The organism is Curtobacterium sp. MCLR17_042 (assembly GCF_003234695.1).
GTDB classification, from domain to species: Bacteria; Actinomycetota; Actinomycetes; order Actinomycetales; family Microbacteriaceae; genus Curtobacterium; species Curtobacterium flaccumfaciens.
The window spans coordinates 1-13,451 of record NZ_QKTD01000009.1 but is presented as its reverse complement, the minus strand read 5'-3'; the positions used below and the strand labels follow the sequence as shown (position 1 = coordinate 13,451).

12 protein-coding genes are annotated in these 13,451 nt (G+C 71.6%); 7 read left to right on the top strand and 5 right to left on the bottom strand.

All coding sequences use genetic code 11. The features are described from left to right. Nucleotides 1-98: 98 nt before the first annotated feature. A complete protein-coding gene (locus tag DEJ02_RS10255; RefSeq protein ID WP_111032971.1) occupies nucleotides 99-1,745 on the bottom strand; it encodes a glycoside hydrolase family 13 protein in 1,647 nt (548 codons plus the stop codon). 106 nt (nucleotides 1,746-1,851) lie between these two features. Between DEJ02_RS10255 and DEJ02_RS10250 the strand changes: the two genes are divergently transcribed. The 5 genes from DEJ02_RS10250 to DEJ02_RS10230 all read left to right on the top strand — a co-directional run bounded on the left by DEJ02_RS10250 (nucleotide 1,852) and on the right by DEJ02_RS10230 (nucleotide 5,759). Further along, nucleotides 1,852-2,418 (top strand): NADPH-dependent FMN reductase, encoded by a 567-nt coding sequence (locus DEJ02_RS10250; protein ID WP_027464982.1) that lies wholly within the window; start codon nucleotides 1,852-1,854, stop codon nucleotides 2,416-2,418. 174 nt (nucleotides 2,419-2,592) lie between these two features. Beyond that, the gene (locus DEJ02_RS10245) at nucleotides 2,593-3,105 is read left to right on the top strand and encodes a MarR family winged helix-turn-helix transcriptional regulator (RefSeq protein ID WP_111024711.1); all 513 of its coding nucleotides are present in this window, start codon (nucleotides 2,593-2,595) and stop codon (nucleotides 3,103-3,105) included. A gap of 113 nt (nucleotides 3,106-3,218) precedes the next feature. Then, nucleotides 3,219-3,725 carry a Dps family protein gene (locus DEJ02_RS10240; RefSeq protein WP_017886495.1) on the top strand — a complete coding sequence of 169 codons (507 nt, stop codon included), beginning with the start codon at nucleotides 3,219-3,221 and terminating at the stop codon, nucleotides 3,723-3,725. 8 nt (nucleotides 3,726-3,733) lie between these two features. Continuing rightward, complete coding sequence (locus DEJ02_RS10235) at nucleotides 3,734-4,534, top strand: SDR family NAD(P)-dependent oxidoreductase (protein WP_071246288.1); 801 nt, start codon at nucleotides 3,734-3,736, stop codon at nucleotides 4,532-4,534. Nucleotides 4,535-4,565: 31 nt separating this feature from the next. Beyond that, nucleotides 4,566-5,759 (top strand): NAD(P)/FAD-dependent oxidoreductase, encoded by a 1,194-nt coding sequence (locus DEJ02_RS10230; protein ID WP_111032969.1) that lies wholly within the window; start codon nucleotides 4,566-4,568, stop codon nucleotides 5,757-5,759. 138 nt (nucleotides 5,760-5,897) lie between these two features. Here the strand turns inward: DEJ02_RS10230 and DEJ02_RS10225 are convergent, their stop codons facing one another. From DEJ02_RS10225 to DEJ02_RS10210, 4 genes are all read right to left on the bottom strand, one after another. After that, the gene (locus DEJ02_RS10225) at nucleotides 5,898-6,968 is read right to left on the bottom strand and encodes an alpha/beta fold hydrolase (RefSeq protein ID WP_111032967.1); all 1,071 of its coding nucleotides are present in this window, start codon (nucleotides 6,966-6,968) and stop codon (nucleotides 5,898-5,900) included. A gap of 70 nt (nucleotides 6,969-7,038) precedes the next feature. Beyond that, nucleotides 7,039-7,914 carry an SMP-30/gluconolactonase/LRE family protein gene (locus DEJ02_RS10220; RefSeq protein WP_111032965.1) on the bottom strand — a complete coding sequence of 292 codons (876 nt, stop codon included), beginning with the start codon at nucleotides 7,912-7,914 and terminating at the stop codon, nucleotides 7,039-7,041. 177 nt (nucleotides 7,915-8,091) lie between these two features. After that, on the bottom strand, nucleotides 8,092-8,925 hold the full coding sequence (locus tag DEJ02_RS10215) for a DUF1206 domain-containing protein (RefSeq protein WP_111039758.1): 834 nt from the start codon (nucleotides 8,923-8,925) through the stop codon (nucleotides 8,092-8,094). A gap of 127 nt (nucleotides 8,926-9,052) precedes the next feature. Next, the gene (locus DEJ02_RS10210; RefSeq protein WP_111032963.1) at nucleotides 9,053-10,219 is read right to left on the bottom strand and encodes an RtcB family protein; all 1,167 of its coding nucleotides are present in this window, start codon (nucleotides 10,217-10,219) and stop codon (nucleotides 9,053-9,055) included. A gap of 470 nt (nucleotides 10,220-10,689) precedes the next feature. Between DEJ02_RS10210 and DEJ02_RS10205 the strand changes: the two genes are divergently transcribed. Both DEJ02_RS10205 and DEJ02_RS10200 read left to right on the top strand, forming a co-directional pair. Then, nucleotides 10,690-12,510 (top strand): glycoside hydrolase family 15 protein, encoded by a 1,821-nt coding sequence (locus tag DEJ02_RS10205; RefSeq protein ID WP_111032961.1) that lies wholly within the window; start codon nucleotides 10,690-10,692, stop codon nucleotides 12,508-12,510. A gap of 46 nt (nucleotides 12,511-12,556) precedes the next feature. Continuing rightward, nucleotides 12,557-13,159: a DUF1992 domain-containing protein gene (locus DEJ02_RS10200; RefSeq protein WP_110864991.1), complete on the top strand. Its 603-nt coding sequence runs from the start codon at nucleotides 12,557-12,559 to the stop codon at nucleotides 13,157-13,159. Nucleotides 13,160-13,451: the final 292 nt, after the last annotated feature.

The window sequence follows — 13,451 nt, the reverse complement described above, 5'->3', positions numbered from 1 at the left end:
CGCGACCGGGACGTCACCCCCGGGCGGCGGCGAGACGATCTGTGGAACGCCCCCACGGGCCTCCCGGCTGTGGAGGAAGAACGACGCGAGCGGACCGCTCAGGCCAGCCACACCGTCGTCTCACCCGGCAGCAGCCCCGGTGCGACCCCGTCGAGCGGCCCGGACGCGACGACGACGGTCCCGGCCGGCAGGGGCACCGGCGCGGTGCCGAAGTTCGTGACCGACCGCCAGCCGTCGTGCCGCGCGAACGCCACGACCTCGGAGCCGGACTCCAGCCACGTCAGCGCCTCCCCCTGCTGCAGCCGACGCCGGGCGGCCAGCGCCCGGCGGTACAGCGACAGGGTCGACTCGGGATCGCCGTCCTCGGCCTCGACCGAGGACTCCCCGAAGTCCTGCGGCTGCGGCAGGTGCGGTGCGACGTCCCCGAAGCCGAACGACGGTCCGGAGCGCGTCCACGGGATCGGTACGCGGCAGCCGTCCCGGCCCTTGACGGTGTGTCCGGTGCGGAGCCACTTCGGGTCCTGCAGCAGGTCGCGCGGGATCGCGGCGGCCTCGTGCAGCCCGAGTTCCTCGCCCTGGTAGACGTACGACGACCCGGGCAGCGCCAGCATCAGCATCGTCGCCGCTCGGGCCCGACGGAGCCCCCGTGCACGGTCGAGCTCCGGCGAGGTGCCGTCGGTCATGAGCCAGGCGTCGGTGTCGGTGCCGTCCGGCAGGCCGTAGCGGGTGGGGTGCCGCACGACGTCGTGGTTCGACAGCACCCAGGTGCTCGAGGCACCGGACTGCTCCGAGGCGGCCAGGTTCCGCTCGATGATCCGACGGAACGCATCGGGCTCGAACGGGGCCTCGAGCAGGTCGAAGTTGAAGGCCTGCCCGAGCTCCATCGGCCGGGCGTACAGGACACGGCGGGGTGCCGGGGCCCATGCCTCGGCGACCGCGGCACGGGGCGGGTCGTACTCGTCGAGCACCCGGCGCCAGGTGGCGAAGATCTCGTGCACCTCGTCGCGGTCGTACAGCGGGTCGGAGCCGTCGAGCGGCAGGTCCTGCTCGTTCGACGGCCGGTACGGGGTCGACAGGTCCTTCGCCAGCCCGTGCGCGACGTCCACGCGGAAGCCGTCGACGCCGCGGTCGGACCAGAAGCGCAGCGTGTCCTCGAAGTCGGCGCGGACCTCGGGGTTCGACCAGTCCAGGTCGGGCTGCTCGGGGGCGAACAGGTGCAGGTACCACTGCCCGTCCGGCACCCGGGTCCACGCACTGCCACCGAAGTTCGACACCCAGTCGCTCGGCGGCAGTTCCCCGGCGGCGCCCGAGCCCTCACGGAACACGTACCGCGCACGCTCGGCCGACCCCGGAGAGGACGCCAGCGCAGCCCGGAACCACTCGTGCTGGTCCGAGGTGTGGTTCGGCACGATGTCGACGATGACCTTGAGGTCGTGCTCGTGGGCGGCCCGGACCAGCGCGTCCAGGTCGTCGAGGGACCCGAGCTTCGGGTCGACGGCGCGGTAGTCGGCGACGTCGTAGCCACCGTCGGCGAGTGGCGACGGGAAGAACGGGGAGAGCCACAGGGCATCGACGCCGAGCGACGCCAGGTACGGCACCCGGCTCGTGATGCCCGCGACGTCACCGAGCCCGTCGCCGTCCGTGTCGGCGAAGCTGCGTGGGTAGACCTGGTAGACGACGGCATCGCGCCACCAGGTCGGGTCGGTGGTTCGTGGCGTGCTGGCCGGGGTCCGAAGCGTGGTCACGACGCCACCGTACTCAGCGGACCGGGAATAGCGCCCCCTACGATCGCATTGGTTGTCGCTGACACCTTTCCGTCCAGCAACAGCATCCCGCAACAGAAGGAGCTCCATGACGAACGTCCTCGTCCTCGTCGGCAGCCTGCGCGCCGACTCCATCAACCGCAAGCTCGCCGAGGCCGCCGCGCACCACGCGCCGGAGGGCATCGAGCTGCACACGTTCGACGGCATCGTCGACCTGCCGTTCTACAACGAGGACATCGACGGCGACACCCCGCCCGCCGCTGCCGTCGCCTTCCGCGACGCCGTCGCCACCGCGGACGCCGTCCTGCTGATCACCCCCGAGTACAACGGCACCATCCCCGCCGTCCTGAAGAACGCGCTCGACTGGGGTTCGCGTCCGTTCGGCGCCTCGCCGCTGTCCGGCAAGCCCCTCGCCGTGATCGGCTCGGCGTTCGGCCAGTACGGCGGCGTCTGGGCCCACGACGACGCCCGCAAGGCCGCCGGCATCGCCGGCGCGAAGGTCCTGGAGGACGTCAAGGTCGCCATCCCGCAGTCGGTCGTCCGCTTCGCGGAGACCCACCCGCGTGAGGACGCCGAGGTCACGACGCTCGTGCAGGGTGCGCTCACCGCGCTCGCCGAGGCCGCAGCCGGCACGGACGAGCAGGCAGCCGCGTAACGCGACGAACCACCGGACAGGAGGCCCGTGGCGACCCCGCCACGGGCCTCCTGTCCGTCCGGTGCGGACGCAACGGTCGTTGCGAACGCATCGGACGGTGCGGACGCACCGGTCGTGGCGGAACCCGGGAGTCCGCTAGACGACCGAGATACGAGACGGGTTACCCTGAACGCCATGTCGACGCAGGAGATCACCGAGGCGTCCGGGTACTGGTTCCCGGACGACGACGCGACCCAACGCGGGGTCGCGGTGCTGAACGCCCTGCGCCGGTACCGATCCGCTGAGACGGCCATGCGCCGCCGGACCCGTGACTCGATGGGCATGGGCGAGACCGACCTGCTCGCCGTGCGTTTCCTGCTGCAGGCGCAGCGCTCCGGCACCGCCGTGAGCCCGAAGGACCTCGCCGCGTACCTCAAGATCTCGTCGGCCTCGACGACGATCCTCATCGACCGCCTGGTCAAGTCGAACCACGTCCGCCGCGACCCGCACCCCACCGACCGCCGGGCCCTCGTCATCACGCCGACGACCGAGACCGACGACGAGGTCCGCGCCACGCTCGGTGTGATGCACCGCCGGATGATGTCGATCGCCGAGGGGCTCCCCGCGTCCGAGGCGCGGATCGTCGCCGGCTTCCTGGAGCAGATGCGCGACGCCGTCGACCAGGTCGACCCCGCGCCGTCGCACTGAGCGACGCTGCACCGAACGCCCTCGGGGGACGCTGCCTCCGAGCGCACTGAGAGCGCGCACTGCGGCACCGCGTAGACCGGAACGGTCACACCGACGCGAAAGGAGCCACAACCATGCACGCTTCGGACAAGATGGCCAAGAACCTCCAGGCGGTCCTCGTGGACCTCATCGACCTGCACCTGCAGGGCAAGCAGGCCCACTGGAACATCCTGGGCACCAACTTCCGCGACCTCCACCTGCAGCTCGACGAGATCGTCGACGCAGCTCGTGAGTTCGCCGACGACACCGCCGAGCGCATGCGTGCGCTGTACCTCGTGCCGGACGGCCGCTCGGCGACCGTCTCCGCGGGCAGCCACCTCGACGCGTTCCCCTCGGGCGAGATCACCACGCACGACGCCATCGACCAGGTCACGCTCCGGCTGTACCAGGCGACGGGCACCATGCGCGACGTCCACGACGAGGTCGACGAGGAAGACCCGACGACCGCGGACCTGCTCCACGGCTTCATCGAGCGCCTCGAGCAGCTCGCGTGGATGGTCTCCGCCGAGAACCGCGCGCCCAGCACCCCGCTGGCCTCCGCCACCACGCCCGCCGTCGCCGACGCGTCGGCACACGCGTAGGGGCCCGGGTGGACCTCGGTATCCAGGGCAAGACCGCACTCGTCTTCGGCGGCGACTCCGGCATCGGCTGGAACACGGCGCGCATCCTCCTGGCAGAGGGTGCGACCGTGGTCGTCACCGACATCGACCAGAGCCGTCTGGACACCAGTGCGGACCAGCTCGAGGCGCCGCTCGGCAAGCTGCACGCCTTCGCCGCCGACGTCCGGAGCGCCGAGAGCCTCGCCGCCCTGCACGACAAGGTGCGTGAAGCGGTCGGCGAGATCGACATCCTGGTGCAGTCCTCGGGCGTCACCGGCGCCCAGGGCATGTTCCACGAGATCGACGAGGCCGGCTGGGCGGAGACGATCGACATCGACCTGATGGGGCCGGTGCGGATCACCCGTGAGTTCATCGGCGACCTGCGCCAGGGCGGCTGGGGACGCATCGTCTACCTGGTGTCCGAGGACGCCTCGCAGCCGTACGACGACGAACTGCCCTACTGCGCGGCCAAGGCCGGGGTGCTCTCGTTCGCCAAGGGCCTGTCGCGCTCCTACGCCTCCGAGGGCCTGCTGGTGAACACGGTCTCCCCCGCGTTCATCCACACGCCGATGACCGACGCGATGATGGACAAGCGGGCCAAGCAGCGCGGGACCTCGTTCGACGAGGCCATCGGCAGCTTCCTCGAAGAGGAGCGGCCGTACATGGAGCTCAAGCGCCGCGGCGAGCCGGAAGAGGTCGCGAACGTCGTGGCCTTCCTGTGCTCGGACCTGGCCAGCTTCGTGAACGGCGCCAACTACCGGGTCGACTCCGGCTCGGTCGCCACGATCTGATCGTGGCACCACAGCACCGCCAGGAGGCGTCATGACCGACTTCCGCTACCTCATCGTCGGCGGCGGGATGGTCGCCGACGCCGCTGCCCGCGGCATCCGCGAGCTCGACACCGACGGGTCGATCGGCATCCTCAGCGAGGACGTCGACCGGCCCTACGCCCGGCCCGCGCTGTCGAAGAAGCTCTGGACCGACCCGGACTTCAGCTGGGACGACAAGGTCGACCTGCACACCGAGGAGACCGGGGCGCAGTTCGTCCTGGGAACCGCGGTCACCGCGATCGACCGTGCTGCGAAGACCGTCACGACGGCCGACGGCGCGACCCACGGCTACGAGCGGCTCCTGCTCGCGACCGGCGGGAAGCCCCGCGGGCTGCCGGGGCTGTCCCCGTCGGCACGCGTGCTCGACTACCGCAGCGCGTCGGACTACCGCCGCCTGCGCGAACTCGCGGACGCCGGAGCACACGTCGCCGTCGTCGGCGGCGGGTACATCGGCCAGGAGATCACGGCGGGCATCGTGCAGAACGGCGCACGCGTCACGCTGGTCGACCCGGACGAGGTCGTCGGCGGACGGATGTTCCCCGAGGACCTGGCACGGGCGTTCCAGCAGCGCTTCGTCGACCACGGCGTCGAGCTCCGCACCGGCCGCCGGGTGTCCGAGGGCACCGAGACGGCCGACGGCGTGCGGCTGACGCTCGACGACGGCTCCGTGGTCGAGGCCGACGCGGTCGTCGCCGGACTCGGCATCGAACCCGCGACGCAGCTCGCCGCCGACGCCGGACTGACCGTCCGCGACGGCATCGTGGTGAGCTCGACGCTGCTCACCGACGACGACTCCATGTTCGCCGCCGGTGACGTCGCCGAGTACCCGGACCGCATCCTCGGCACCCGCCGGGTGGAGCACGTCGACAACGCCCAGCAGCAGGGTCGGCAGGCCGGCCGCAACCTCGCGGACGCCGACGAGACCTACGACCACACGCCGATGTTCTACTCCGACGTCTTCGACATGGGGTACGAGGCCGTCGGACAGGTCAGCTCAAAGCTCCGCACGGTCGAGGACTGGCAGGACCCCACCGTCACCGGCGTCGTCTACTACCTGGACGACGACGACACGGTCCGGGGCGTGCTGCTCTGGAACGTGTGGGACAAGACCGACGAGGCCCGCAAGGTCCTCGCCGAGGCGAACGCGCTGACGCCCGACATGCTGCCGGGCCGCATCACACCCTGACCGCTCGCCCGTCGCGGTGGTCGCGACTGCCTGGAGGCCCGGTGCCGGTCCGTCGGACCGGCACCGGGCCTCCAGGCGGTCACCCGCAGATCGCGACGCGCGCTGCTTCGACCGTGCCCGCTGCTTCGACGGTGCTGGCTACTTCGACTCCGGCGCGACCTCGTCGACGACCGCACGTCGGTCCGCCGGGTCGACCGGCAGGTCGTCGCCGTCCGCCATCGCGACGGCGTGTGCGGACTTGGCCGCCTCGAGCGTCTCGTCGTCGTTCCGGGCCATCCCGAACAGCTCGATGAACCGTGACTTGACCAGCAACCAGGCATCCCCCGGGCTGAGCCGCGCCAGGTCCGACGACGTCGAGTCGTCGCGCACCCGCTGCAGCGACGACACGCCCCGGTCGGGGATCCGGTGGTCGACGTGCGCCACCGCGAGCCGCGCGACCGCGTCGGCCTGTGCGTGCATGACCGAGTGTGCGCCGTCGACGACCTCGCGGAGGACCGCGTACGGGAACACCCGCGCCAACCGACGGACCCAGTCCCGCGGCACCATCGCGTCGTGCTCACCGCGGACGATCAGGGTGCGGGCCTGCACGTGGGCGGCGCGCTCCTCGATCGGGAACGCGATCATCCGCGGCAGGACCTTCCGGAACCAGTGCCAGCCGCACAGCGCGTACGCCGTGATGCCGTGCCAGCGGACCGCGGCGGGCTCGTGCAGCGTCGACCGGAGGAACCGGAACGCCGACTGCCGCACCGTGCGCGCCGACGAGTCGACCACCGGGCTGATGAGCACGAGGTCGGAGATCCCCGGACGGCGGGCGGCGACCTCGGTGACGACCTGCGTGCCCATCGAGTGCCCGACCAGGACCGGGTCCTGGAGCCCGAGGTCGTCGATGACCCGCTCGACCGCGTCGGCGTAGCGCTCGATCGAGACCTTGCCGCGGAACCGCGGGACTCCGGCGAAGCCCGGCAGGTCGAGCGCGTGCACCGGCCCGTTCTCGTTGAGGTGCGGGGCGAGCCGCTCGTAGTAGGTCGAGGCGATGCCGAGCCCCGCGACGAGCAGGAAGGCCCGCGCGCCCGGCTCACCGATCGAGCTCACCCGGACGTAGGTGCCGTCGACCGCGACCCGGTCCACCTGCACCGTGACGTCGGCGTCCTCGGCCTGGGCGAGCTCGCCGGCCGGGTCCGGCCGCGGTGCCTGGCGTTCGTCGTCCACGTGGGTCTCCTCCGGTCGGGCGGTCGCCCAGGATACCCGGCCGCCGTCCGCGCGGGCGGCGGCGACGTGCTCAGCCGCTGAAGGTGTTCGCGGGGAACCCGTGCACCGTCGTCGGCACCGCGAAGACCGCCCCGGACCGGGGCGCCTGCTCCAGGTCCTGCTCGGTGAGGTTCTCGCGGGCCGTCCCGACGAAGAGCGTCGACATGTCCGGGCCGCCGAACGCCACCGACGTCGGGTTGGCGACGGGGAGCTCCACCGTCTCCAGGTGCGAGCCGTCGGGCCCGTAGCGCTCGACGCGGGACCCGCCGTAGATCGCGCTCCAGAAGCAGCCCTCGTCGTCGCGGACCAGGCCGTCGTGCGCCTGACCGACGATGAACGGCTCGAGTTCGCCGAGCTCGCCGTCCGGGCCGTACGACCCCCGGAAGACGGTCGAGGCACTGGTGTCGGTGACGTACATCGTGCTGCCGTCCTCCGACCACTCCATGCCGTTCGTCACGCCGAAGCCGCCGCGGAGCACCCGGGTCGTGCCGTCGGCCTCGATCGAGTAGAGCGCTGCGTCGGGCTCGCCGGTCGTCACGTTCATGCTGCCGACCAGGAACCGGCCGAACGGGTCGCACTTGCCCTCGTTGAACCGGTTGCCCGAGGTGCTGTGGGTGACGCGGGTGATCTCGCGCTCCACGGCACCCTGCTCGTCCGTCACCACGACGGTGTCGCCGAGGGCCGCGACGAACCCGCCGGAGGCCCGGGGCTGGAAGCTCGCCAACGGGGGCGGCAGCGGCACGCTCGAGCGCACGGTGCCGTCGGCCTCGGCGGTGTTGAGGGTGCCGAGGGTGATGTCGGCCCACCGGAGCAGCTGTGCGGACGGGTCCCAGACGATGCTCTCGGCGAGGACCGCTCGGGCATCGGCGAAGACGGTCGCGGGGCCGGTGGTGGCGTTGGTGCTCATCGACCCCGTTTACCGCGGGGGCGGTCCGTGCCCGTTCAGGCGTGGCGCCGCGGCGCGGTCGCGCGTGGCGCGTGGCGCGGCGGCGCGGCGGCGAGTTCACGGGCTCAGCGACACCTCACGCCCGCTTTGCCCCGTGAGGTGTCGCCCAGCGCGAAAGTCCGCGGCGGCGCCCGCGGGTCAGAGGCGGGCGAACCGCGCGCGGAAGAAGCTGTAGACGCCGAAGGCCAGGAACCCGATGCCGATCGCGACGAGGACGAACACCCCACCGGGCATGCTCCGCACCGCGTCGAACGCGGCGTCGAGGCCGGTGGCCTGGTCGGGGTCGCTCTGCAGCCCCGCGACGGCGATGAGCACGCCCACGATGACCACGGCGACGCCCTTGCCGACGTACCCGACGACGCCGAGCACGGTGACCACGCGGTCGAGCTGACCCGACGGTCGCGTGATCTGCTTCCGGAACGACCGGCGGCAGCCGATCACTACGAGGCCGATGCCGACCGCGACCGCGATCGCCCCGGCCAGGACCAGCACGAACACCCCGCCCGGTGTCGCCAGGGTCTTCGCCGCGGCGCTCTGCGACGAGCTGCTCGAGCTCGACCCGGCGCCGAGCGCGTACGAGGCCGCCGAGTACGCGATCACGCCGTAGACCACGGCCTTCGCGACGTCCTTCAGCCGGGCGAGCCAGCCCCGGGTGGTGTCGGAACGGCCGCCGACGATCGCCTCGACGACCAGGCGCACGGTGAGCGCGGCCGTGCCGACGGCGATCAGCCAGAGCAGGAACACCCCGCCGGGGACCGCGGCGATCTGCTGCAGCGCACCGGACTGGTCCGTCTCGCCACCCGAGGACGCGTTGCCGATCCCGAGCAGGATCGCCAGGTACCCGATCAGCAGGTGGACGATGCCGCTGCCGACGAACCCGGCGCGTGCCGTGACCTCGAACCAGCGGCTGTCGGCCGCCCGCCGGACCTGTCGTCCGGTTTCCTTCGCTGCGTGCTCCGCCGTGTCGCTCATCACGGCCCAGCGTGCCCGACGCATGCCGTCCTGTCCGGGGCGCGCCGGGCCGTGCGGTCCGCCACGTGGCGGACGGGAGGCCCGTGGCGGTGCCGCCACGGGCCTCCCGTCCGTCGGTGGGCGCGTCTCAGTCACCCTTCACGTTGACGACCTGCCGCAGGGTGTGCCGGATCGACACGAGGTCCTCGGCGTCCGCCATGACCTGGTCGATCGGCTTGTAGGCCGCCGGGATCTCGTCGAGGAACGCGTCGGTGTCGCGGTACTCGATGCCGGCCATCGCCTCGCGCAGCTGCTCGTGGGTGAAGGTCCGCCGGGCAGCGCTCCGCGAGAACAGCCGACCCGCACCGTGCGGGGACGACTCGAGCGAGGGCTTGTTGCCGAGCCCCTCGACCACGTACGAGGCGGTGCCCATCGACCCGGGGATCAGGCCGGGCTGACCGGCCTTCGCCTGGATCGCACCCTTGCGTGAGACCCACACGGACTTGCCCCAGTGCGTCTCACGCTGCGTGAAGTTGTGGTGGCAGTTGATCCGCTCGCGCTCGTCGACGGGCGTACCGACGGCCTCGGACAGCTGCCGGACGACGCGGTCCATCATCTCCTCACGGTTGAGCAGCGCGAAGTGCTGGGCCCACCGCAGCTCGGCGATGTACCGGTCGAACTCCGGCGTGCCCTCGACCAGGTACGCCAGGTCGGGGTCCGCCAGCTGGATCCACCACCGCTCCATGGCCTTCTTGGCGACCTTGATGTGGCGCTGCGCGATCTTGTTGCCGACGCCCCGCGACCCGGAGTGCAGGAAGAGCCAGACCCGGTCCTGCTCGTCGAGGGAGACCTCGATGAAGTGGTTGCCGGACCCGAGCGTGCCGAGCTGGTTCCGCCAGCCGCCGTGCACGCCGTCGGGGTCGAACCCGGCGGTCTCGGCCATCGCCTCGAGCTCGGCGATCCGGGGTACGGCGGTCGCCACGATCTTCCGGTTCGACGCACCGGCCGACAGCGGGATCGCGCGCTCGATCTGCTCGCGCAGCCCCTGCAGGTCGGCGGGCAGGTCGGTGGCGGTGAACTGCGTGCGGACCGCGATCATGCCGCAGCCGATGTCCACGCCGACGGCCGCCGGCATGATCGCGCCGAGGGTCGGGATGACCGACCCGACGGTGGCCCCGAGGCCCAGGTGTGCGTCGGGCATGAGGGCCAGGTGCGGGAACACGAACGGCATGCGCGCGGTCGTGCGGGCCTGCTGCTCGGTGTTGTCCTCGAGCATCGAGGCCCAGCTGAGCAATCGGTCGTTGATCTTCTTCATGGAGTCGTCTCGCTTTCGTGACGGTCGAGGTGACGGTCCGAGACGGTCGTACGCCGGGCCTCCTGGTCGTCGCCGGACGTGGCGGACGGAAGGAAGCGGTGCTGACGAACGCCCCGGGCCGGGTGGGCACGGGGCGTCGTGGGACGTCGCGTGCCTACGCGGGATAGCGGAGGGACCACTGCTGCTCGGGCAGCACGGCGGCCGCGGCGAGCTGGAGCTCGACGCGTTCCTCGTTGTGCTGCACGGTGCGCATGCGCGGTCCTTCCGGTGTGCCCGGGGCGGGCGGTCTGCCGATCGGCAGGAGCACGACGCTAGTGCGACACGCCCGGGATGCGCAAGTCGCGTGGGCGTGTCGGCTGGGGTCCGGGGGTTCGCCGGCGGTTCTCCACAGCCGGGAGGCCCGGCGTGCGTTCTCCACGAGGGGTACGTCCGCCTGATGGTCGCCACCGGGGCCGGGGCAGGCTGGACGCATGACCGAGCGCACGCGAGACACCCCCGACGCGACCGAGAACGAGGAACGGACGAACGGGTACGTCCCGCTCCGTTCGTACGGTGCGATCGGCGACGGGCGGACGGTCGCCCTCATCGCGCTCGACGGCCGGATCGACTGGCTGCCGATCCCGTCGATGGACTCGCCGCCGGTGTTCGCGAGCATCGTCGACGCCGAGCACGGCGGACACGTCGCCCTGCGGCCGGTGGACGACCAGGCGCAGGTGTCCCGCGCCTACTTGCCGGGGACGAACGTGCTCGTGACGACGTGGACGACCCCGTCCGGCACCGCCACCGTGACCGACGCCATGGTCACCGGTGTGGCCGGACGCCTGCCGTGGGCCGAGATCGGCCGCTGCGTGCAGGGGGTCGACGGTTCGGTCGAGATGGAGTGGGCCGTCGTGCCCGGCACGATCCTGAACACCGCGGAACCGCGCCGACTCGACACCGCGAACGGCACGGTCATCGGCGTCGACGGCGTGACCATCGCGATCGTGGAGCAGGGCTTCGAACCGGTGCACGACGACGGCCCCCGGTTCTCCGGACGGTTCTCGACGACCGAGGGCTCGAAGTCGATCCTGACCATCGTCGGCACGTACGACGAACCGATCTTCCTGCCCGAGCCCGAGCGCACCCTCGAGGGCGTCGACCGCACGATCGAGAACTGGGCGACCTGGTCGAAGGAGTTCAGCTACGACGGCCCCTGGTCGGACGCGGTCCAGCGCAGCGCCCTCGCCCTGAAGCTCCTGATCTTCGCCCCCACCGGCGCCATCGCCGCAGCCCCGACGACGAGCCTGCCCGAGGACCGCACCGGCGGGAAGAACTGGGACTACCGGTTCGCCTGGGTGCGCGACCTGGCGTACACGGTGCACGCGCTCACCCGCTTCGGCCTGCGCGAGGAGACGCACGCCGCCGTGTCGTGGGTGATGCGCACGATCGCCGAGCACGACGAGACGATGCCGATCTTCTACGGACTCGACGGGTCGAAGAGCGACTCCGTCGAGGAGCGCGACGTCCCGGGCTGGAACGGCATCGGGCCGGTCACGATCGGCAACCGCGCCGGTGACCAGCTGCAGCTCGGGGTCTGGGGCGACGTGTTCGAGATCATGCGCCAGTACGTCCGGGCCGGCAACGTCCTCGACCGCAAGACGGCCTCGGTGCTGCAGGACCTGGCCGACGACGCGTGCCACCGTTGGCCGGAGCCCGACTCGGGCATGTGGGAGCTGCAGGAGGCGCAGCACTACACGACGAGCAAGATCGGCTGCTGGCAGGCGCTCGACGCCGCGGTCGAGCTGCACGACGCGGGGATGATCGACGGCCCGCGCGAGAAGTGGATCGAGAACCGCGAGCTCATCGAGGACTGGGTCGCCGAGAACGGGTGGAACGAGGAGCTCGGCCACTACGTCATGTACCCGGGCACCGACGCGCTCGACTGCTCGATCCTGTTGCACGCGATGTCGGCGTTCGACCGTGGACCGCGCATGGAGTCCACGATCCGGGCGATCGAGGAGCAGCTGCAGCACGGCCCGCTCGTGTACCGGTACTCCGGCATCCAGGACGAGGAATCGCCGTTCGTGGCGTGCTCGTTCTGGCTCGCTGCGGCTCTCGCCTGCGTCGGACGGGTCGACGACGCGAAGCAGCTGATGGACGACATGGTCGCGCAGGCGAACGACGTCGGCCTGTTCAGCGAGATGCTCAGTGCCGTCGACGGGGACTTCATGGGCAACATCCCCCAGGGTCTGTCGCACCTGGCCCTCATCCAGGCCGCGCTGACCATCGAAGAAGTCTCAGAGAAGTCCTGACCGGGCTGGACGAACCGTCGGGGGCGCGGGGCATCATGGTCTGACGATGAACGACGTCGATGCACGGATGGACCGGCTCCGCAGAGCCGCGCGCTACCGCTACCAGCAGCTCGTCGACCAGGAGATCGAGCGGGGGTCGCTCGACCCCGACGAGGTGCGGTCGGAACGTGAGGAACGTCGGCTGCTCAAGGCCGCCGACGTCGCCGCGCACGCCCGGGCCCAGATCGCGGAGGCCGAGCGCCGCGGGGTCTTCGAGGGCAACCCGTACCACGGCAAGCCGCTGCCGGGCCTCGACGGGCAGCACGACCCGGACTGGTGGATCAAGTCGAAGATCGAGCGTGAGGACATCCGGGGCATCGCGCCGCCGGCCCTGGCGCTGCGGACCGAGGACGCCGAACTCGACGACGCACTCGACGCGCTGTCGCTGGAGTCCGACGTGCGGGACGTTCTCGTGGACTTCAACGCGCGGGTGAAAGAGGCCCGGCGGCAACTGCTCGGCGGGCCGCCGGTGGTGACGCCGATGCGCGACGTCGAGGCCGAGGTGCTGGCCTGGCGGGAGCGTCGCGAGGTGCGCATGGCCTCCGCCGCGCGGGCTGCCGAGCAGGCGCGGCTCGAGGCGAAGCCGCGGCGGTGGTGGCGGCGCCGCTGAGCGGTGGCGCGGTGCGGACCGGGCGGTTCGGACGCGATTTCGCGCTGAGCGACAGTCCTCGCGAACGTGAGCACGTGAGGTGTCGCCCAGCCCGTGACGACGGCGGCTGCCGGCGGTTCGCGCAACGCAAGTCGGCCCGGGCCACGCTGCTGCGTGGTCCGGGCCGATTGTGGTGGTGCGGGGTGTTACTTGATCTGTGCGGTGATGGTGGCGGTGCCGACGAGGAGGCCGCGCTTGACGGCGTCGGTGCCGAAGGTCTTGTTCAGCAGGCCGGCGGCGTCTTCGGAGATGT